Here is a 19,230-nt window from a genome sequence, read left to right as displayed (position 1 = left end):
CCATCGGGGGCGGGGGCGGCAGCGGGTAGCCTAGGCGGTGTGAGCACACCGATCGTTGCCGTGGTGGGAGGCGGGCAGCTGGCCCGCATGATGCAGGAGGAGGCATCGGCCCTGGGGCTGGGGCTGCGGGTGCTGGTCGAGGCCGCCGACGGCTCGGCCGGGCAGGTCACCGTGGACGCCCCGGTGGGGGCGGCCGACGACGAGGCCGCGGTGCGGGCCCTGGTCGACGGCGCGCAGGTGCTCACCTTCGAGCATGAGCATCAGGACTCCGCGCTGCTGGAGACCCTCCAGGGCGAGGGCGTCAGCGTTCAGCCCACTCCGCGCGCCCTGGAGCTGGCGCGTGACAAGCTCGCCATGCGGCGCGCCATGGAGGCGGCGGGGCTGCCCCAGCCCGCCTGGGCCCAGGTCGCCGGCAGCGCCGAGCAGATGGCCGAGGCCATCGCCTCCTTCGCCGCCGAGCACGGTTGGCCGGTGGTGCTCAAGACCCCGCGCGGGGGCTACGACGGGCACGGCGTGCTGCTGGTGCACGGTCGGGAGGCCCTGGAGGAGGGGGAGGCGGCCTCCTGGCTGGCCGCGGTGGCCGCCGCGGGCGCCGTCGGCTCACAGGCCGCAGCGGAGACCGGCTCGCAGTTCGAGGCAGCCTCCGCTGCCGGCTCGCCCGACCCCGATGGCCAGCAGGGCTCCGCTGACCGACAGGGCCCCGCCGGTGAGCCGGCCCAGGCGCCGTCGGCCGGAGGAGGGGGAAGCCTGGGCGGGGGAGCGGTGAGCAGCCTCCTGGTGGAGCAGGCCATCCCCTTCACCCGTGAGCTGGCGGTGCTCATCGCCCGCAGCCCCAGCGGGCAGGTGGAGGCCTGGCCCGTGGCGCAGACCCTCCAGGAGAACGGTATGTGCGCCGAGGTCATCGCCCCGGCGCCGGGCCTGGACTCAGGGGCCGCCGACGAGGCTGAGGCGATCGGGCGGGAGGTGGCCGAGCGCTTCGGGGTCACCGGAGTGCTGGCCGTCGAGCTCTTCGCCGTCGAGCGCTTCGGGGAGCCCACCCGCCTCTACATCAACGAGCTGGCGATGCGCCCCCACAACTCGGGGCACTGGACGCAGGACGGGGCGGTGACCAGCCAGTTCGCCCAGCACCTGCGGGCGGTTCTGGACCTGCCGCTGGGGTCGGGGGCCGCGGTGGCCCCCACGACGGTGATGGTCAACGTCATCGGCGGTGCCGGCCAGCCGGGGCAGGGCGCCGTGGCCCGGGCCATGGCGGCCGAGCCGGCGGCGAGCATCCACCTCTACGGCAAGGACTGGAGGCCCGGGCGCAAGCTGGGGCATGTCTCCATGGCGCTTGACGACCCCCATCGGGCCGGGGAGGCCATCGAGCGCCTGCGCGAGGTGGCGGCGATCCTGGGCGGACAGGCCTGAGGCCGCTCCGCCGGCTGGAGGCGCAGTGATCGGGCCGCAGCGGCCCGCGAGGAAAGGAATGAGGGATGAGTGAGACTCAGCCGGCGGTCGGCGTCGTCATGGGATCGGACTCGGACTGGCCGGTGATGGAGGCCGCGGCCCGGGCCCTGGAGGAGTTCGGGGTGGCCTACGAGGCCGACGTCGTCTCCGCCCACCGCATGCCCACCGAGATGATCGATTATGGGCGGCAGGCCGCCGAGCGGGGCCTGCGCGTCATCATCGCCGGGGCGGGGGGCGCGGCCCATCTGCCCGGCATGCTGGCGGCGGTCACCGAGCTGCCGGTCATCGGGGTGCCCGTGCCGCTCAAGCACCTGGATGGGATGGACTCGCTGCTGTCCATCGTGCAGATGCCCGCGGGCGTTCCCGTGGCCACGGTCTCCATCGGCGGGGCGCGCAACGCCGGGCTGCTGGCGGTGCGCATCCTGGCCGCGGGGCAGGGGGAGGAGGCGGCGCGCCTGCGCCAGGCCATGCGGGACTTCCAGGCGGACCTGGCCGAGGTCGCCCACGCCAAGGGCGCCGCCCTGCGCGAGCGCCGCGCGGGGGAGGGTGGTATGGCGCAGCGGTGAGGCGGCGTTCTCCCGCTGTGAGCCGTGCTGTGACGGGGACACTGCTCGGTGCTGCTGAATAGAGAAAGACCCCCCGATTTGGGCGTGTACCAGAGGCCTGGGGGGTGTCGTGCTCCCACGATATCCCGCTGGGTGGGTGCGGAGTACCTCGCTCGGAGTGCGAGCCGGAGAGAGGTGGGGCACATCTCGCGACTGGGTGCCGGCGGCGGGTGAGGCGGACCCGCCTCGGAGGACTGCTGCCGTGCGGCCTGGAACCGTCTTCTGCGTGGGCCGGTGCGACGGCGTCGACCGTGTGATGTTCGGAATCGAACCTTTCTGTTCGGGTGTGTTCGTTGTTAGGATGGCGGCATGAGCATTCTCGTTGCCGGCGGCGCAGGCTATATCGGCGCCCATGTGGTCAGGCTCCTGGTCGAGCGAGGAGAGGAGGTGGTCGTGGTCGATGACCTCTCCTACGGGACCCCGGACCGGGTGGCAGGAGCAGCACTGGTCGAGCTCGACGTCGCCTCCGGTAAGGCCACCGAGGCGCTGACCGGCCTCATGCGCCAGCACGGCGTCACCGCCGTCATCCACTTCGCCGCGCGCAAGCAGGTGGGGGAGTCGGTGGCCCGCCCAGCCTGGTACTACCAGCAGAACGTCGGGGGCCTGGCGAATATGCTCGCGGCCATGGAGGCCGCCGAGGTCAACCAGATGATCTTCTCCTCCTCGGCCGCCGTCTACGGCATGCCGCCCGTCGAGGTGGTCCCCGAGGACATCGAGTGCCACCCCATCAACCCCTACGGCGAGACCAAGCTCATCGGCGAGTGGATGATGGCGGATGCCGAGCGAGCCTGGGGCCTGCGCTGGGCGGGCCTGCGGTACTTCAACGTCGCCGGCGCGGGATGGGACGACCTGGGGGATATGGCCACCCTCAACCTCATCCCCATGGTGCTCGACCGGCTCTCGCGGGGCGAGACGCCCAAGATCTTCGGCACCGACTACCCCACTCCGGATGGCACCTGCATCCGCGACTACATCCACGTCAAGGACCTGGCCTCGGCCCATATCGCCGCGCTGGACTATCTGGCTGGGGGAGGGGAGATGGCCGAGCACGTCTTCAACGTGGGCACCGGCGCCGGCTCCTCGGTGCGCGAGGTCGTTGATCGAGTCATCGCCGCCACCGGGCTGGACCTGCGGCCCGAGGAGCTGGAGCGCCGCGCCGGCGACCCGCCCCAGCTCATCGGCAACGCCGAGCGCATCGGGCGCGTTCTGGGCTGGAGGGCCGAGCACGATCTCGACGACATCGTCGCCTCCTCCTACTCGGCCTGGCAGGCCGATCCCGCGCGGCCGCACTTCTGACCCCGTCACTCCGCCAATTTGCGTGAGTTCGTACTTTTCCGGGCCCGGAAAAGTACGAACTCACGCAAATTGGCGGAGTCAGGAGGGGAGTTGGTTTCCACAGGGGAGGAGATCGTCTGCCGCCTCCACAGGGCCGCTCTGACGCCGTGGCAGACCCAGCAGGTCCCTGCCCATAGTGCTGGCATGACTTCCACCGGCATGTCCTTCTCCTCGTCCTACCCGGGCTCTCACCAGCCCGCCCCCACCACCAAGCTCAAGATCCGCGACGGCGCCTACATCGCGCCGCTCGACCCCGCCCAGCCCACATGGCGACTCAAGCAGCAGGTCACCCGCGCACGCTGTGAGGCGGCCCTGCACTGCTCGCGCACCGACGCCGTTCTCTCCCATGAGGCCGCGGCCCACATTCATGGGCTGCCGCTGTGGGAGGCCGAGCCCGACATCACCACGGTCCAGCGCCGCACTCCCCACCGCGTGACCTACGCCTATCCCGTCGTGGACTACCCGTCCGCCTCCCCGGCGGATGAGCGGCCTGACGCCGCGCAGATTCGCCCGGGGCGCCGCACGGTCCACCGGCGCAGGGTCCAGCATCTCGAGGACCATGAGGTGGTGGTCATCGACGGCCTGAGAGTCACCGCTCTGCAGCGCACGGTTATCGATTGCGCGCTCGACCTCCACCCCCGGGATGCGCTGGTCGTCGTCGACGGATATCTGCGCCGATGCGCCCTGGCCAGTGGGAGCGAGGACCCGGAGAGCCCCCGGTTCCGTCGGGCGGAGAAGAAGGCGCGCTCCGAGCTCAGGGCTTGCCTGGCCCGCCATCGGGCACGTCGAGGACGACGGCGCGCCGAGACGATCCTGGAGCACGCCTCGGCCCGGTCAGAGAGCCCGCTGGAGTCCGCGTTGCGATGGGTGATCCTCCAGGCGGGCTTCCCACCGCCGGTCCTGCAGCTGCGCGTGACCGGGGATCGCGGTTACTACCGCGTGGATATCGCCTGGCCGGCGCTGGCGATCTTCGTGGAGGCCGATGGGCTCATGAAGTATGAGGCGCGTGACGGGCGTGTCCTGGCCCAGGAGAAGATGCGCGAGGACGACTTGCGGCGCCTGGGGACGGTGCTGCGCTTCGTGTGGCGGGAGGTGGCCGCCGTCGAGCCTGTGGTCGATGCGCTCATGCAGGTCTTCCCGGACAAGATCGTGGCGAACCTTCACCCGGTGCCCGGGCTCCTGCCCTGACCCCGTCACTCCGCCAATTTGCGTGAGTTCGTACTTTTCCGGGCCCGGAAAAGTACGAACTCACGCAAATTGGCGGAGTCAGGGCTGGTTGAAGTCGGAGGTCGTCAGGGTGCCGTCGCGCAGCTTGGCGAAGAAGTCCGGGGCGGTGGTGTCCTGGAGAAGCACCGCCTGCCCGATGTCCCCGGGCTCGTAGGCGGGGTCGGCGATCGGCGGGGCCCCGGTCATCTGCTCGCCCGAGGCCGAGCGGAACGCCAGCACCATCTGGGCCAGATCCAGCACCCCGGCCTCCTGCTCCACCCTCAGGGCATTGGTGCCGGCGTCGACCAGCGCGTCCTGCCGGGGAAAATTGATCACCGTGGAGGGCGAGGCCGCCTTGGAGACCACGGCGGAGATCACCGCGCGCTGACGCAGGCCCCGGCCGATGTCCCCGGTGGGGTCCGCCTTGCGCATGCGCGCGTACGCCAGGGCCTTGGTGCCGTCCACGGTCTGGCAGGTTCCCTGGGAGGTGTCCCACACCAACCCGGAGTCGGGGTCGTCGACGTCGTAGTCCATGCAGACCTCCACGCCGCCAACGGCGTCGACCATCTGGGAGACCCCGCCCATGCCGACCTCGACGTAATGGTCCACGGTCAGCCCCGAGAGCGACTCCACGGTGCGCACCAGCAGCTGCGGGCCGCCCATGGAGTAGGCGGAGTTGATCTTCTCCCCGCCGTAGTCGGGGATCTCCACGTAGGTGTCACGCGGCAGGGTGGTCAGGCTCGCCTGCCCGTTGTCCGCGCGGTGCAGCAGCATCACCGAGTCGGCGCGCGCCCCCTCGGTGCCGTCCTGGATGGGCCCGTCGGCGCGGGCATCGGAGCCCACGATGAGCCAGGTCTCCCCGGGGGTGTCCTCCGCTCCGGACAGGGCCTCGACCCTCTGGAGTTGGGAGGAGACCGAGTACCACAGCCACCCCACGCGCCCGACCGCCAGGACCAGCAGCACGACGACGGCGATCCCCGCCCACTTCAGCGCGCGCCGCCTCCGCCCGGGGCCGGCGGGAGTGGGGGACTGGCCCGGGGGCCGGCCGGGGCGCTGGGGCTCAGACGGATCTGGCAGGACCTGGGGGGAGGGCCGCGGGCCCGCGGGCATCACCTGCGTCCCGGCGGGGCGCCCCACCGGGTAGGAGTCCCGGCTCGGCGCGGCCAGCCGCTGATCGGCATCCCCGGCCCCGCTCAGGGGGACCGCCGAGGAGCCGGAGCGGGCGCGACTGCGGCCCGAGGGGGCCTGCGACTCGGGCCGACGCCGTGGCTCGGGCTGACGCTGCGACTCGGCCTCACGCCGTGGCTCGGGCCGACGGGGACGAGCGGGGCCCTCGGACACCGATCGCCTGACGGGCACCGACCGCGGGCGCCCCGTGCTGGACGACGGCGAAGCGCCGGCCTGAGCCCCGTTGGGAGCAGGCGCCTGATCCCGCTTGGGGCGCGGCGAGCGCGGCGCGATGCTGCGCGGGGGCGCCTCGCCGTCCGGGCGAGCCTCCGGCCGGCGCCGACCGCCCTTGGCGCCCGAGCCCGGGGCGATGGAGGGAGGCAGGCTGTCCTCAGAGCTCACTGCGGATCCCTCAGCGGCACTGCTGCGCGGCGGCGGCTGCGCTGGCCTGCGCGGCGGACGGGTCGGCCGGCGTGGTCTGCGGGGCGGCCTCCTCAGTCTCCTCAGTCTCCTCGGAGGCGGCCTCCTCGGTGTCCTCCGCGGTGGCGCTGGCAGCTGCCGAGGCGCCGTCGGCCTTGGAGGTCACGGACTCCGGGTCGACGGGCTTGTCCGCGCGCAGCGCCTTCCAGACCGCGTCGGCCTCATCCGTGGCCACCACACGGTTGGGGTCCCAGGGGGCCTCCTCGTTGGGCATGGTGATGAAGTTGATCTTGTCCATGCCGATCTTCTGGACGCTGGAGGCCAGCCCCACCAGGGTGTTGAGGTTGCCCAGGCGCTCGGAGGCGGTCAGCGTCTCCAGGGCGCTTCCGGCGAAGGAGTAGAGCTGGCTGCCATTGGTCAGCAGGTTCTTGGACTGGGCGGTGCGCATCATCGCACTCATGAGGTTCTGCTGGCGGGCGATGCGCGAGACATCCGAGCCGTTGCCCACGCCGTGGCGCACGCGCGAGTACTGCAGGGCGGTGTGCCCGTCCATGGTGTGGCAGCCCACGTCCAGCGTGAGGCCGGTGTACTCCGGGTCGTCAATGGCCTCATCGACGTAGACCTTCACCCCGCCCAGGGAGTCGACCATGGTGGACATGCCGTTGAAGTCCACCACCATGAAGTCGTCGATGCGGATCCCGGTCATCCTCTCGGCCGTGCGCATGGTGCAGGCGGCCCCCGAGGCGACGTCGTTGGTGGAGGTGCCCCCATTGGCGCCGTTGGAGAAGGCGAAGTTGAACTGGGTGTCGGTGGAGGCGTCGATGGTGCTGCCGTCCAGGGTGGTGCACTCGGGGATGTCCACCAGGGTGTCGCGGGGGATGGAGACCACGTCGATGCGCGATCGGTCCGCCGAGACGTGCATGATCATCGCGGTGTCCGAGCGGGCGCCGTCGGCCTCGCCCGTGCCCTCGGCCCCGTCGACGTTGTTGGCCCCCGCACGGGAGTCCGAGCCCAGGATGAGGATGTTGACCGCACGGCCCTCGTAGGAGTCGGGGAGCTCATCGCCGGGACGGTCCGTGCCCAGGATCCCCTCGACTCCCACACGGTTGATCCTGGACTGCAGGTCCTGCCAGCCGAAGCCCAGTCCGGAGACCACGAAGAGCACGAGCGCTAGGGCGCACAGCATGACCCGGCGCGCCACGCGGTGGCCGAGGTCCTTGACGGAGTGCCGCGCATGCGGCGTGACTGGATGGGGCACACCTGCGATCATAGGGAACTCCTCGCCGAATCCCTATGGGATGCACTCCACCTCTCGGATGATATTCGCCTAGGAAGGGTGAAGCCCCTCACGTCGGTCACGGCGTTAGGCTCGCGCCGTGACCGAATCTGCCAAGCCGACCGTTCCCACCCCCGCCGAGCACGGGGAGAGTGTGCGCATCGTCACTGTGGCCTACAATCCCGGCAGGGAGCTGGAGCGCTTCCTGGCCTCCGTGCGGGATGCGACCAGCCTGCCCCTGAGAATCGTCATCGCCGATAACGGCGCGCAGCACGACGTCGTGGAGGCCGCCGCGCGCAAGCACGGTGCCCGCGTGGTCGGGGACGGCCGCAACCGCGGATACGGCGCCGGGGCCAACCTGGCGGCCGCCGACCTGGACGAGGACTGGATCGTGGTGGCCAATCCGGACCTGGTCTGGGAGCCGGGCAGCCTGGACACCCTCATCGAGGCCGCCCGCGCCAATCCCCGTGCCGGGGCGCTGGGCCCCCGGCTGCTCAACCCCGACGGCACCGTCTACCCCTCGGGCCGCGCCCTGCCCTCCCTGTTCAAGGGAGCCGGGCATGCGCTCCTGGGCCGCATCTGGCCCTCCAACCCCTTCTCCAGCGCGTATCACAACGCGACCCGGGAGGATGCGCGCGAGGAGCGGGTCGTGGGCTGGCTCTCGGGCGCCTGCCTGCTGCTCCCCGCCGCTGCGTGGAAGCGCCTGGGCGGATTCGACGAGCACTACTTCATGTTCTTCGAGGACGTGGACCTGGGGGCGCGCATCGGCAAGGCCGGATGGCTCAACATGCAGGTCCCCGGGGCGGTGGTCATCCACGAGCAGGGGGCGAGCTGGAAGGCGCGCCCCGAGCGGATGATCCGGGCCCACCACGCCTCGGCCCGGCGCTACCTGTGCAGCGTCTACTCCGCCCCGTGGCAGGCGCCGGTGCGCTGGGTGCTGAGCCTGGGACTGTGGCTGCGCGAGGAGCTGGCTGTGCGCTCCTCCCGGCGCGCCCAGGCCTCGCAGCGCTGAGGCCCTCCGTCGGATCCCCCTCGGATCCGGGATCGGCGCGCCCCGGGGCGCCGCCCTGGATTCTCCTGGCGCGGAGCCCCCGCGCTGGATGCCCGCCGCTCGACGACGGCGGTGGCCGCCGGTGGGCGCCGTCGGCCACCGCTGCCCGGGCCTGAGGGCCGGGGTCCAAAGCCGAGCCGGCGGGGCTGGTTCTGCGGGGCTAGTCCTGGCGGTCGGGCCCGCCGGGCTGCGGGACGGCCGGCGTCGGGGCCTCGTTGAGGGCGATGCGGCGGGCCAGCTTGGTGATCTGCCGCTCCCGGGCGGCATTGGCCCGGAAGGAGGAGAGGACCTGGACGGGCAGGGCCACCGCCAGGGCGTAGAGCAGCAGGTCGGCGCCGCGGCCCACCCCCACCAGGTGCGCCACCCGGGTCATGAGCGAGGGCGAGGCGATGGCGGTGACGGCGAAGAGCACGAAGGCCAGTGTGGCCAGGCGGCGCCCCGCCTGGTGGCGGGCACCGCCGGGGCTGCGCAGCATCATCCAGCCGACGGCGGCCATGGCGGAGATGAGCAGGATCTGGATGATGAACTGTGAGGGCATGCGGCGTTGTCCTAGGCGGTAGTGCTGGTCGGAGCGTCAGGAGAAGGCCAGGTCGACGAGGATGTTGACCGAGTTCCACAGCGATTGGCCCTTGGCCTTGGAGTACTCGGTGTAGGTGATGGTCACCGGCATCTCGCGCCAGGGCAGGCCGGTGGCGCCGATCTGTCGGATGATCTCTGAGGCGTGGGCCATGCGGTTCTGGGTCAGGTTGATCTGCATGAGGGCGTCGCGGCGCAGAACCCGCAGGCCGTTGTGGGCGTCGGTCAGGCGCATCCCCGAGGTTCGCGAGCTCACCGCGGCGGCGGTGCGCAGGATGAGCCGCTTGAGCGGCCCCACGGGGGAGGGGCCCTTGAGGAAGCGCGAGCCCAGGACAATGGCCAGGTCCTGGCTGCGGGCGGCCTCGACCATGGCGGCGGCGTCGTCGACCGAGTGCTGGCCATCGGCGTCGAAGGTCACCGCGTAGGCGGCATCGGTGTACTCCAGGACGTAGTCGAAGCCGGTCTGCAGGGCCGCGCCCTGGCCCAGGTTGATGGGGTGGCGCACCACCATCGCCCCGGCGGCCTCGGCCTCCTGGGCCGAGTCGTCATGGGAGCCGTCATCGACCACGACCACCCCGGGGAAGCGCTCGCGGGCCTCCTCGATGACCTGGCGGACCACGGTTGCCTCATTGAACAGGGGGATGACGAGCCAGGCGTCAGTCAGCGCAGCACCGGTGCCCCCTGGGGAGGGGACGGGGCGAGTGTCCGAGTCGGGGGAAGTCACAGTGGCATTGTTGCACGGCGGTCGCCGGGCACCATGATCGCGGCTGTGTGGGGTTAGGATTGCGGCGGACGCGGATTCGCTGTGCTGGTCTGCGGCCAATGGCGCTGCCGCGCATCGCGGCGGGGCCGTCCCTTTCATGATCCATCAATGCTCAGGAGCCGCCGTGGCCACCCGCATAGCACCTTCCGCCGATGTCTCTGCCGAGGCGCAGATCGGTGAGGGATCAAGTATCTGGCACCTGGCGCAGGTGCGCGAGCACGCCGTCATCGGCGAGAGCTGCGTGATCGGGCGCGGCGCCTACATCGGCGAGGGCGTGACCATGGGGCGCAACTGCAAAGTGCAGAACTATGCCCTGGTCTATGAGCCCGCGACCCTGGCCGACGGTGTCTTCATCGGCCCGGCGGTCACCCTGACCAATGACCATTTCCCCCGCGCCATCAATCCCGACGGCACCATCAAGTCGGCCTCCGACTGGGAGCCCGTGGGCGTGGACATCGCCGAGGGGGCCTCGATCGGGGCGCGGGCCGTGTGCGTGGCGCCGGTGCGCATCGGAGCCTGGGCCACCGTGGCCGCCGGCGCCGTGGTCACCCGAGACGTCCCCGACCACGCACTGGTCGCCGGGGTCCCGGCCCGCCGCATCGGCTGGGTGGGGCGGGCCGGCGAGCCCCTGGTCGCCGAGCCCGGCGGCGACGGCGCCCCCCGCTGGCGCTGCCCGGTCACCCAGACCCTGTACGAAGAGTCCGACACCACCATCCGAGAGGTCACCCACTGATGACACGTGAGTTCATCCCCGCAGCCAAGCCGATTATCGGACAGGCCGAGCGCGACGCCGTCGACGCCGTCATCGCCTCGGGCATGGTGGTCCAGGGGCCCCAGGTCAAGGCCTTCGAGGAGGAGTTCACCGCCCAGGTGACTCCCGGCGCGGAATCGGTGGCCGTCAACTCCGGCACCTCCGCCCAGCACGTGGCCACCCTGGCCAGCCAGCTCCCCGAGGGGGCCGAGGTCATCGTCCCGTCCTTCACCTTCGCGGCCACGGGCAACTCCGTGGCCATCTCCGGGGCCACACCGGTCTTCGCCGACATCGACCCGGTCACCTTCACCCTGGACCCGGCCAGTGTCGAGGCCGCCATCACCGAGCGCACGGCGGCCATCGAGGTGGTCCACCTCTACGGCCTGCCCGCCAACATGCCCGAGATCCTGGCCATCGCCGAGCGCCACGGGCTGATGGTCTTCGAGGACGCCGCCCAGGCGCATGCCGCCGCCATCGACGGCAAGCCCGTGGGGACCTTCGGGGCCTGGGGCTCCTTCTCCTTCTACCCCACCAAGAACATGACCAGCCTTGAGGGCGGCATGATCACCACCGCGGACCCGGAGATCGCCCGCCGCTGCCGGCTCATCCGCAACCAGGGCATGGAGAAGCAGTACGCCAACGAGCTTGTGGGGCTCAACAACCGTATGACGGATGTGGGAGCGGCGGTGGGCCGCGTCCAGTTGGGCCGTCTCGCCGAGTGGACCGCCGTTCGCCAGGCCAACGCCGCGGCCCTCGATGAGGGGCTGGCAGGCGTGGAGGGCGTGGTCACTCCCCACGTCCCCGAGGGCTACACCCACGTCTACCACCAGTACACGATCCGCTTCGAGGGGGCCAGCGCCCAGGAGCGCGACGCCATCCAGGCGGCCCTGCGCGAGGAGTGGCAGGTGGGCACCGGCGTGTACTACCCCATCCCCAACCATCGACTGGAGTCCCTGGCCGGCTATGCCCCGGGCCTGGAGCTGCCCGCCACGGAGAAGGTCGCGCGCGAGTGCCTGTCCCTGCCGGTCCACCCCTCCTTGTCCCAGGAGGACCTGGAGCGCATCGTCGAGGCCGTGGCCGCGAGTGTGAAGGCTGGTGCCTGAGATGAGCCAGACCCCCACCCCCCAGCGCCTCCAGGACAAGGGGACGGCGGATCGCCCCCTGCGCGTGGGCCTGATCGGCCTGGGCTCCATGGGGCGCCACCACGCCCGGGTCATTCGCGGCACCGAGGGCATGGATCTCGTGGCCGTGGCCGATCCCGGTGGCGACCGCTTCGGCGTGGCCGGGGATCTGCCCGTGCTCAGCAGCGCCGAGGAGCTCATCGAGGCGGGGCTGGACGCCGCCATGGTGGCCGTTCCCACCGTCTACCACGAGGATGTGGCCCTGGCCCTGGCCGAGGCCGGCGTTCACACCATGGTGGAGAAGCCCATCGCCCATGATGTCGCGGCGGGCCGGCGCGTGGCGGAGGCCTTCGAGTCGCGCGGCCTGGTGGGCGCCGTGGGCTACGTGGAGCGCTGCAACCCGGCGCTGCGGGCTCTGCGCGAGCGCCTGGACCGCGGCGACCTGGGGCAGGTCTACCAGGTCATCACCCGCCGTCAGGGCCCCTTCCCGGCGCGGATCTCCGATGTGGGCGTGGTCAAGGACCTGGCCACTCATGACATCGACCTGACCGCCTGGGTGGCCGGTGCCCCCTACGCCAGCATCAGTGCTCAGGTGGCCCACCGCTCGGGCCGTCAGACCGAGGACCTGGTGGTGGCCAATGGGCGCCTGACCAACGGCGTCATCGTCTGCCACGAGGTCAACTGGCTGACTCCCTTCAAGGAGCGGCTCACGATCGTCCTGGGGGAGAAGGGCGCCTTCGTGGCAGATACCCTCACCGGGGACCTGACCTTCCACGCCAATGGGACCGTGGCCTCCTCCTGGGACCAGGTGGCCAATTTCCGCGGGGTCTCGGAGGGCGATGTCATCCGCTACGCCATCGCCAAGCGCGAGCCCCTGGCCCTGGAGCAGGAGCACTTCCGTGACGCCGTGCGCGGTCTGGAGGCCAAGCATGTGACCATGGCCGAGGGCGTGGCCACGCTGGAGGTCGTTGAGGCCGTGCTGGCCTCGGCCGCTGAGAATCGCACCATCGCGCTGTGAGCGCCTGTGCCCGGCTCTTGCCCGCAGGGTGAGGGCCGGGCACGCGGTTGCGATCGCTCCGCCCGCCCCGGCTCCTCATGCGGCTCGCCCCGGTGGGTCGCGCGATCGGGGCGCAGCCGCAGGGAAATGAAACCAACCCTGACCGCTTGTGGGTTTCGCAGGCGTCTGTCTGGCGGGAGGGGCTTGCCTGGTTGGGCTGGTCTTGCACATTCATTCCCGGGCGGCGCCAGGACTGCCGTCTGGGGATCGGCGTGATTCTGCGGATTCAGCTCCTTTGACTCATGTGCTGCGCAAGGATGAATGTGCGTCGGTGTCGCTCATGCACATTCATTCCTGTCAGCAGCGGTGCTTGGGAGCGCAGATCTTTGGGATTCCAACGGTCTGCCATGTGGGCGAGCGGGATGAATGTGTCATGCGGCGGCTCACCACGACCCGGCCCGACCGCTGGCAGGCTCACAGCTATCGCGGTTATGCGGGAGGTACCGACATGGGTGGTCTCCTGGCGCTTCTCACGTGCAGCGGGTTCGGGCATGATGGTCATGGGGATATTCAGCACTATTCAAACGCGGGCGCTGCCTGGGGGTGACCGATCACCCGCCCGCCGGGCATGAGGAGGAGGGAGTCAGCGTGACCAGCCGTCGCAGAAGCACAGGGCTGTGTCTTCTCCTGGTCGGACTGCTCGCTGCGGGCGTCTCGGGCTGCGGCACGTCGCCTCAGATGGACGGCGAATGGACGGTGACATCAGCCGAGGGGCATGAGTTCGTGGGGAGCACGCGGCCTCGAATGACGATCGATGGTGACGACATCCGCGTCAACGCAGGCTGCAACACTATGAACGGCCGGGTGAGCCTGACCGATGACGTCCTGAAGGTCCGGAACGAGTCCACCACCCTGATCGGGTGCGATCAGGAGCTGCAGGCCCAGGACGAATGGATGGCCCGCTTCTTGGCCGACGGAGCCACGGTCGGACTCGAGGGCGACACGATGACGCTCACCCAAGGCGATGTCACCCTCACCCTGACCAAGCAGGACTGAGCACGCCCCCGCAGAGACCGCCTGGACGGGTGCTCTGGCGGCTGGCCATGCTCCTCGGCTGCCGGAGGCGGAGGACTCCGTGAGCCTGCGGGCCGCCGGATCAGTCGACCCGAGCCAGAGCCTCGCCGTGCACGACCACGAACCAGCCGTCGTCGGCGGCCTCCCATTCCTGCCAGGCGGATGTCATCGCCTCCAGGTCCTCCTGGGTGGCCAGGCCCAGCGCCACCGCCTGCGAGCCGAGACTTGTCGCTGTCCGCTCAGCCCACGTCCGCGCCCACCAGGCGCGGTCCTCCGCGGTGGCAAGGCACCAGGTCGACGCCGAGCTCTCCACCTGCGTCAGCCCGGCCGCCAGGCACCAGGAGAGCAAGCGGGAGCCGGCGTCGGGCTCGCCACCGTTGGCGCGCGCCACGGCCAGATAGACCTGTCGCCACATCTCCAGGCCCTCGGGCTGAGGGAACCACGCCTTCGCCGAGTAGATCGAGTCGCGCACCGCAACGAGCCCGCCAGGGCGGGTCACCCGGCGCATCTCCTCCAGCGCGTGCACGGGATCGGCGACGTGCTGGAGGACCTGGTGGGCGTGGACCACGTCGAAACTGTTGTCCGCGAAGGGCAGGTCGTGAACGTCGCCACTGGTCAGTTCAACGATGTCGGCCAGGTGCCGCTCGGTGAGGGTGGCGCGAGCCGCCTCGATGGCGGCCGCCTCCGCATCGAGCCCGACGACGCGCCCGGGCGCGACAAGGCCCGCCAGGTCAGCGGTGATGGAGGCCGGGCCGCAGCCCACATCGAGCAGGTCGAGACCGCTGCGCAGGTGCGGCAGGAGATAGGCGCAGGAGGTCGCAGCCGTGCGCCGCGAGTGGCTGGCCAAGGCTGCTGGTCCGTGACCGTGGGTGTAGCGGGCTGAGCGGGGCATGGGAACACGGTATCCCACGAACTCTTAGTCGCTGGGCGGCAATCGGCCGCGAGACCACGACCTCAGGGCAAACCCGCCTTCCCATCAGAGCGCCTGCCCAGGGCGTCGGCGCCAGGGGTCCCAGAGCGCCCCATCCCGCTCTGGCGCACTGGCGGAGCAACGGACTACTGTAGCCTTCAGCACCTTCCGACCATCACCGATCAGCCGAGGAGGCGAGATGAGCATCGAGATGACCACGCTGACCCTTGAGGACATTGAGAGGCGTCGCGCCGAGATCGAGGAGATTATCAGTCAGCCTGATTTCAAAGAGCGACAAGAGGAGGGTGTGCTCCTCTCCCGCGAGCAGCGACTTCTTGATGAGCTTGAGGATCTGAACTTCTTGAGATATGGACACGTCGAGACTGACTAAGCAGGCGGGACACTTCGCCCAGGACGTCGAGGATCTCCTGACCAGCACCATTTGTCAATCGGCTGAGGTGACTGCTCTGGAAGCCAAAACTCCGAACGGGCTCGCTGTGGTGATTAGGACTGCAGAGAAGCGCGAGGAAGACCCGGCGCCCTGCTATCTGACAGTTGAGAACAAGAAGCTTCTTGTGCTCGAGGTGTCATACAAGGTTCTCCTTGGACGAGACTCAAGTTACCTTCGAGTCGAGCAGTCATCCTTCCAGGTTAAACCGTTGAAGGGTGCTCCGTTCTTTCGCTATGACTACATGTCCCGCCCAGAATCAATGGCAGTTCCCACCTCCCACTTTCAGATTCATGCGCACCGCGATGAAGTTCTCCATGCCATGTACGTGTCAGCCAAGTCTCGCTCAAAGGGTTCCAAAAAGAAGGACCTTGACCCGGATTCCCCCAGAGGGTTGCAGATGCTGCATTTTCCCCTCGGAGGTGCTCGCTTCCGACCATGCCTGGAGGATGTCATCGAGATGCTAATACGGGAGTTCGGGGTTGACGCTCAGCTCAACTGGGAGGAGCGGATTAAGAGCGGTAGAATCGCCTGGCGCCACATTCAACTCGCCGCTGCCGTACGCGACGATCCAGAGACCGCGCGCAGTGCCCTTAGGGAGGTCGAGAGCTCCGGAGGAGCCACTGATGAGGCGCGACTCTCGCGATACTGAGCCGTCTCATCGCGGTGAGTTGCTGTGTCGGTTTGTCCACGGTGAACAACTTTACCCGCCTCTGATCACGGGTCTACTGTTGGAAAAGTACTCTGACCAGCACGTTTAGAATGGAGGTTGGCGGTGGCAGGTCTTAAAGTTGTTCGTGGTGGACAAAGTGGGAGGGCGGAGCGATGGACACCGTGCGACAGGTAGTGGTCGGCGGCATCGCGCTGATCGTGGGGGCGTGGTCGATCATCGACGGGGTGCGGTGGCTGCGCGGGCTTGGCTTCTACGCCCCCGGCGGGCGGCTGGGGCCGTGGGCGGATCTGCTGCAGCGCCTCGGCATCGACCCCGACAGCCGGCTGGTCGCCGTCGTCTTCGTGGTGTACGGCGCGTCGCTCCTCGCGGCGGCCGCCGCCCACCTGTGCGGATCGACGGCGGGCTCGATCGCGCTCATCGTCGTGGCCGCCTCGGGGCTGTGGTACCTGCCGGTGGGGACCCTGGGCTCGCTGATCATCATGGGCGTGGTCGGCTGGGAGATGATGGCTCGCTCGTAGCCTCCCAGCAGAGCCCCACGATGACGGAGGCCGCCCCGGGCGCCGGCGCCTGCGGGCCCCGCCCCATCCCTCCAATCCGCCGCCTGCCCCATGCAGACGGCTTCCCGCCCCACATCCCACGACGTGACCGCGCTCTCGTCCTGAGGGAGGGCGGCTCGCCCCAACCCCTCCTCTGCGCGGTCGATGCTCGTCATTCCGGCGCCCGATGACACCGGTCTCAGGGCGGCGCGAGACTTGATAGCGCACCGGCTTCGCCCTGGGAGCCGCTCAGACTCCCGAGTCGGCGACCGATGCTGCGATCTGCTGATCAGCGCTGACGGCAGATCACGACGATCGATACCGACAGGCCGAACCGCCGGAATGAGGATGAAGCGATGAGAACGACCGAATTCACCGAGTACAAGCGCGTCATAGCCCTCGACGTGCTCAGGGGCCTGGCGATTCTCGGGACACTGCTGACGAATATCACGATCTTCGCCAGCATCGATATGGTGCCGTCCACTGACGATACGGTCAACACCGTGATCAGTCGCGCCCTGAGTCTGGTCACCGATGGCAAGTTCATCGGCCTGCTGACGATCATGTTCGGCATCGGCCTGGAGATCCAGAGGCAGTCGGCGATCCGGAAGGGCCAGTCCTGGCCAGGGACCTATCCGATTCGCGCGGGACTGCTGATACTCGACGGCGTGCTGAACTACGTCTTCATCTTCGAGTTCGACGTGCTCATGGGGTACGGGCTGACCGCGCTGGTCATCGCCGCCGTGACCGCTCGCAGCCCCAGGGCGCAGAAGATCTGGATGTGGGTGGCGCTGGTGGTTCATGTCTCAGCCATGATCGCCGTCGGCGTGCTGACCCAGATGAATCGAGAAGGGCTCAAGGAGGCCGGTCAGCAGGCCATGGCGGAATACACCCACTCCTCCTACTGGGGAGATGTGGCCTACCGGCTGGATAACTTCTTCCTCATGCGAATGGAGATCCCTGTCATCCTTCTCATGGGCGCAGCTCTCTACCTCGTGGGCGTTCACCTCTACCGCGCCGGGATCTTCGCCCCCGAGGGCGCCCGCCTGCGCAAGATCGTCATGTGCCTGTCCTTCGGCATCGGCCTGCCGCTGGACTGGACGCTGCGACTCCTCCAGGTCGAGGCGGCCGCTCCCCTCGTCAGGTACGTGACCTCGGCGAGCGTGTCCATCGGGCTCCTGGCTGCCGTCGCGGCCTTCTACGTGCGCCGTGATCGGCTCGGCCCGCTCGGCCGGATGCTCAGTGACGTCGGCCGGATGGCCCTGACCTGCTACCTGGCGCAGAACCTCATCGCCTCATTCGTCTTCTACGACTACGGCCTGGGGATGGCACGGGTGATCCAGGGCCCGTGGTCCCAGGTCTACACCCTGGCGATCTACGCGCTCATCGCCGCCTTCCTCGTCATGGCCAGCAGGTTGTGGCTGAGCTTCCACGCCCGAGGCCCGGTGGAGCTCGTGTGGCACCGGTCCTACGACCTGCTGGCCAGCAGGTACCTGCGCTGGAAGGCGGCGAGGTCACAGGCTCTCCCGGGCGGCCAGGGATCGCCGGATGACACCCATGATGCCGCACCTGACACCGCCCTGCCGCAGACCGCGGAATCGCAGCCGGCGAGCGCGCTGCAGTGACTCCGGTGACTCCTGCGACTCCGGCAACTCAGCGGGGCGGCCGGCGGGCTACTCGCCGGCCGCCGGCGGACCGCTCGCCCCACTGGTCACCGCGGGACGCGTGCCGGGCCCGTCAGGCCCGGTCCAAGGCCCGTCCTCTCACCCCAGGCGCTCGGCCAGGACCTGGGCGACGCGCTCAGCGGCCCGGCCATCGCCGTAGGGGTGGGCGCGCTCAGCCGGGGGCTCGGCGGGTCGGGGGCGCGAGGCGGCCTCCGCCAGCACGGGCCCCGGCTCGACCAGAGCGTTCCAGCCCAGCTCGACCGTCTCCACCCACTCGGTCTGGGGGCGCACGGTGGTGCAGGGAACCCGCAGGAGGAAGGCCTCCTTCTGCAGGCCGCCCGAGTCGGTGACGACCCCGCGCGCCTCCATGGCCGAGGCGATGAGCCCGGGGTAGGCCAGGGGAGAGCGCAGTCGCAGGCTGCCGGCATCGCTGAGGTCCAGGCCATGCTCGGCGCATTTGGCCACCAGGCGCGGGTGGGCCAGGAGCACCACCGGATGGTCGAGCGCCGCCAGGGACTCCAGGACGGCCCGCAGGCGGTCCGGGTCGTCGGTGTTCTCCGCGCGGTGGATTGTGGCCAGGGAGTAGCCGCCGGCCTCCAGGCCCATCTCCGCGGTGATCGGACCGGGAGCGCCGGCAACCTCGTCGCGCACCTGCATCAGCACATCGGTCATGACATCGCCGACCACCACGGTGCGCCCATCGAGGCCCTCGGCCCCCAGGTGCTCGGCGGCCGTCTGGGTGGGGGCCAGGAGCAGGTCGGCGGCATGGTCGGTCAGGACCCGGTTGATCTCCTCGGGCATGGCGCGGTTGAAGGAGCGCAGTCCCGCCTCCAGGTGAGCCACGGGGCGGTGCAGCTTGACCGCGGACAGCGCCCCGGCCAGGGTCGAGTTGGTGTCCCCGTAGACCAGCACCCAGTCGGGGCCGTGGGTCTCGATGACCTCGTCCATGGCGGCGAGCATCGCCCCGGTCTGGCGCCCGTGGCTGCCCGAGCCGACGCCCAGATGCACGTCGGGGGCGGAGATGCCCAGATCGGAGAAGAAGACATCGGAGAGCATCGGGTCGTAGTGCTGTCCGGTGTGGACGATGACATGCTCGATGCCCGCACGGCGGAAGGCGGCGTCGATGGGGGCGAGCTTGACGAACTGGGGCCGGGCTCCGACCACGGAGAGAACGCGCATGGCCCCAGACTAGCGGTCATCGGATTCCGCTC

19 protein-coding genes are annotated in these 19,230 nt (G+C 69.9%); 13 read left to right on the top strand and 6 right to left on the bottom strand.

Going from position 1 to position 19,230, the window contains the following annotated elements:
* The first annotated feature begins 39 nt into the window (after positions 1-39).
* The 4 genes from EL266_RS12875 (at position 40) to EL266_RS12860 (ending at position 4,574) form a co-directional block, all read left to right on the top strand.
* The gene (locus tag EL266_RS12875) at positions 40-1,407 is read left to right on the top strand and encodes a 5-(carboxyamino)imidazole ribonucleotide synthase (RefSeq protein ID WP_026426489.1); all 1,368 of its coding nucleotides are present in this window, start codon (positions 40-42) and stop codon (positions 1,405-1,407) included.
* A gap of 65 nt (positions 1,408-1,472) precedes the next feature.
* Positions 1,473-2,012 (top strand): 5-(carboxyamino)imidazole ribonucleotide mutase, encoded by a 540-nt coding sequence (gene purE, locus EL266_RS12870; RefSeq protein WP_026426490.1) that lies wholly within the window; start codon positions 1,473-1,475, stop codon positions 2,010-2,012.
* Between the two features lie 348 nt (positions 2,013-2,360).
* Positions 2,361-3,347: a UDP-glucose 4-epimerase GalE gene (gene galE / locus EL266_RS12865; RefSeq protein ID WP_026426491.1), complete on the top strand. Its 987-nt coding sequence runs from the start codon at positions 2,361-2,363 to the stop codon at positions 3,345-3,347.
* Positions 3,348-3,530: 183 nt separating this feature from the next.
* Positions 3,531-4,574, top strand: coding sequence for a hypothetical protein (locus tag EL266_RS12860; protein ID WP_126412392.1), 1,044 nt, complete (start codon positions 3,531-3,533; stop codon positions 4,572-4,574).
* 78 nt (positions 4,575-4,652) lie between these two features.
* Here the strand turns inward: EL266_RS12860 and EL266_RS12855 are convergent, their stop codons facing one another.
* Both EL266_RS12855 and EL266_RS12850 read right to left on the bottom strand, forming a co-directional pair.
* The gene (locus EL266_RS12855) at positions 4,653-6,161 is read right to left on the bottom strand and encodes an LCP family protein (RefSeq protein WP_232012043.1); all 1,509 of its coding nucleotides are present in this window, start codon (positions 6,159-6,161) and stop codon (positions 4,653-4,655) included.
* 10 nt (positions 6,162-6,171) lie between these two features.
* Entirely contained in the window at positions 6,172-7,437 is a 1,266-nt protein-coding gene (locus tag EL266_RS12850) for an LCP family protein (RefSeq protein ID WP_331852929.1), read from the bottom strand.
* A gap of 118 nt (positions 7,438-7,555) precedes the next feature.
* Here EL266_RS12850 and EL266_RS12845 point away from each other — a divergent pair, with 118 nt between their 5' ends.
* Complete coding sequence (locus tag EL266_RS12845) at positions 7,556-8,467, top strand: glycosyltransferase family 2 protein (protein ID WP_051280995.1); 912 nt, start codon at positions 7,556-7,558, stop codon at positions 8,465-8,467.
* Between the two features lie 199 nt (positions 8,468-8,666).
* Here EL266_RS12845 and EL266_RS12840 read toward each other — a convergent pair whose 3' ends face one another.
* Both EL266_RS12840 and EL266_RS12835 read right to left on the bottom strand, forming a co-directional pair.
* Positions 8,667-9,044, bottom strand: a complete 378-nt coding sequence (locus tag EL266_RS12840; RefSeq protein ID WP_026426494.1) for a DUF2304 domain-containing protein — start codon at positions 9,042-9,044, stop codon at positions 8,667-8,669.
* A gap of 36 nt (positions 9,045-9,080) precedes the next feature.
* Positions 9,081-9,806, bottom strand: coding sequence for a glycosyltransferase family 2 protein (locus tag EL266_RS12835; protein ID WP_408608469.1), 726 nt, complete (start codon positions 9,804-9,806; stop codon positions 9,081-9,083).
* 163 nt (positions 9,807-9,969) lie between these two features.
* On the opposite strand from EL266_RS12835, the gene EL266_RS12830 reads away from it, so the two are divergent.
* The 4 genes from EL266_RS12830 to EL266_RS12815 all read left to right on the top strand — a co-directional run bounded on the left by EL266_RS12830 (position 9,970) and on the right by EL266_RS12815 (position 13,770).
* Positions 9,970-10,578, top strand: coding sequence for an acyltransferase (locus EL266_RS12830; protein ID WP_126412390.1), 609 nt, complete (start codon positions 9,970-9,972; stop codon positions 10,576-10,578).
* Complete coding sequence (locus tag EL266_RS12825; protein ID WP_026426497.1) at positions 10,578-11,699, top strand: DegT/DnrJ/EryC1/StrS family aminotransferase; 1,122 nt, start codon at positions 10,578-10,580, stop codon at positions 11,697-11,699. The genes EL266_RS12830 and EL266_RS12825 overlap by 1 nt, the downstream gene beginning before the upstream one ends.
* A 1-nt stretch (position 11,700) precedes the next feature.
* Positions 11,701-12,735: a Gfo/Idh/MocA family protein gene (locus EL266_RS12820; protein ID WP_026426498.1), complete on the top strand. Its 1,035-nt coding sequence runs from the start codon at positions 11,701-11,703 to the stop codon at positions 12,733-12,735.
* 627 nt (positions 12,736-13,362) lie between these two features.
* Positions 13,363-13,770, top strand: coding sequence for an META domain-containing protein (locus EL266_RS12815; protein ID WP_126412388.1), 408 nt, complete (start codon positions 13,363-13,365; stop codon positions 13,768-13,770).
* Positions 13,771-13,870: 100 nt separating this feature from the next.
* Here the strand turns inward: EL266_RS12815 and EL266_RS12810 are convergent, their stop codons facing one another.
* Positions 13,871-14,680, bottom strand: a complete 810-nt coding sequence (locus tag EL266_RS12810; protein ID WP_051280996.1) for a class I SAM-dependent methyltransferase — start codon at positions 14,678-14,680, stop codon at positions 13,871-13,873.
* A 217-nt stretch (positions 14,681-14,897) separates the two neighbouring features.
* On the opposite strand from EL266_RS12810, the gene EL266_RS12805 reads away from it, so the two are divergent.
* The 4 genes from EL266_RS12805 (at position 14,898) to EL266_RS12790 (ending at position 17,980) form a co-directional block, all read left to right on the top strand.
* Entirely contained in the window at positions 14,898-15,089 is a 192-nt protein-coding gene (locus EL266_RS12805) for a hypothetical protein (protein ID WP_026426501.1), read from the top strand.
* On the top strand, positions 15,067-15,798 hold the full coding sequence (locus EL266_RS12800) for a hypothetical protein (RefSeq protein WP_126412386.1): 732 nt from the start codon (positions 15,067-15,069) through the stop codon (positions 15,796-15,798). The genes EL266_RS12805 and EL266_RS12800 overlap by 23 nt, the downstream gene beginning before the upstream one ends.
* A 173-nt stretch (positions 15,799-15,971) precedes the next feature.
* Positions 15,972-16,337 (top strand): hypothetical protein, encoded by a 366-nt coding sequence (locus tag EL266_RS13820; protein WP_034514700.1) that lies wholly within the window; start codon positions 15,972-15,974, stop codon positions 16,335-16,337.
* Between the two features lie 374 nt (positions 16,338-16,711).
* Positions 16,712-17,980: a DUF418 domain-containing protein gene (locus tag EL266_RS12790; RefSeq protein ID WP_051280997.1), complete on the top strand. Its 1,269-nt coding sequence runs from the start codon at positions 16,712-16,714 to the stop codon at positions 17,978-17,980.
* 138 nt (positions 17,981-18,118) lie between these two features.
* On the opposite strand, the gene wecB is transcribed toward EL266_RS12790, so the two are convergent.
* Entirely contained in the window at positions 18,119-19,198 is a 1,080-nt protein-coding gene (wecB, locus tag EL266_RS12785) for a non-hydrolyzing UDP-N-acetylglucosamine 2-epimerase (RefSeq protein ID WP_026426502.1), read from the bottom strand.
* Between the last annotated feature and the right edge of the window lie 32 nt (positions 19,199-19,230).

It is taken from the genome of Actinomyces slackii (assembly GCF_900637295.1).
Classification (GTDB): domain Bacteria; phylum Actinomycetota; class Actinomycetes; order Actinomycetales; family Actinomycetaceae; genus Actinomyces; species Actinomyces slackii.
The sequence above is the reverse complement of the archived record's forward strand: the minus strand, read 5'-3'. Positions and strand labels throughout refer to the sequence as shown.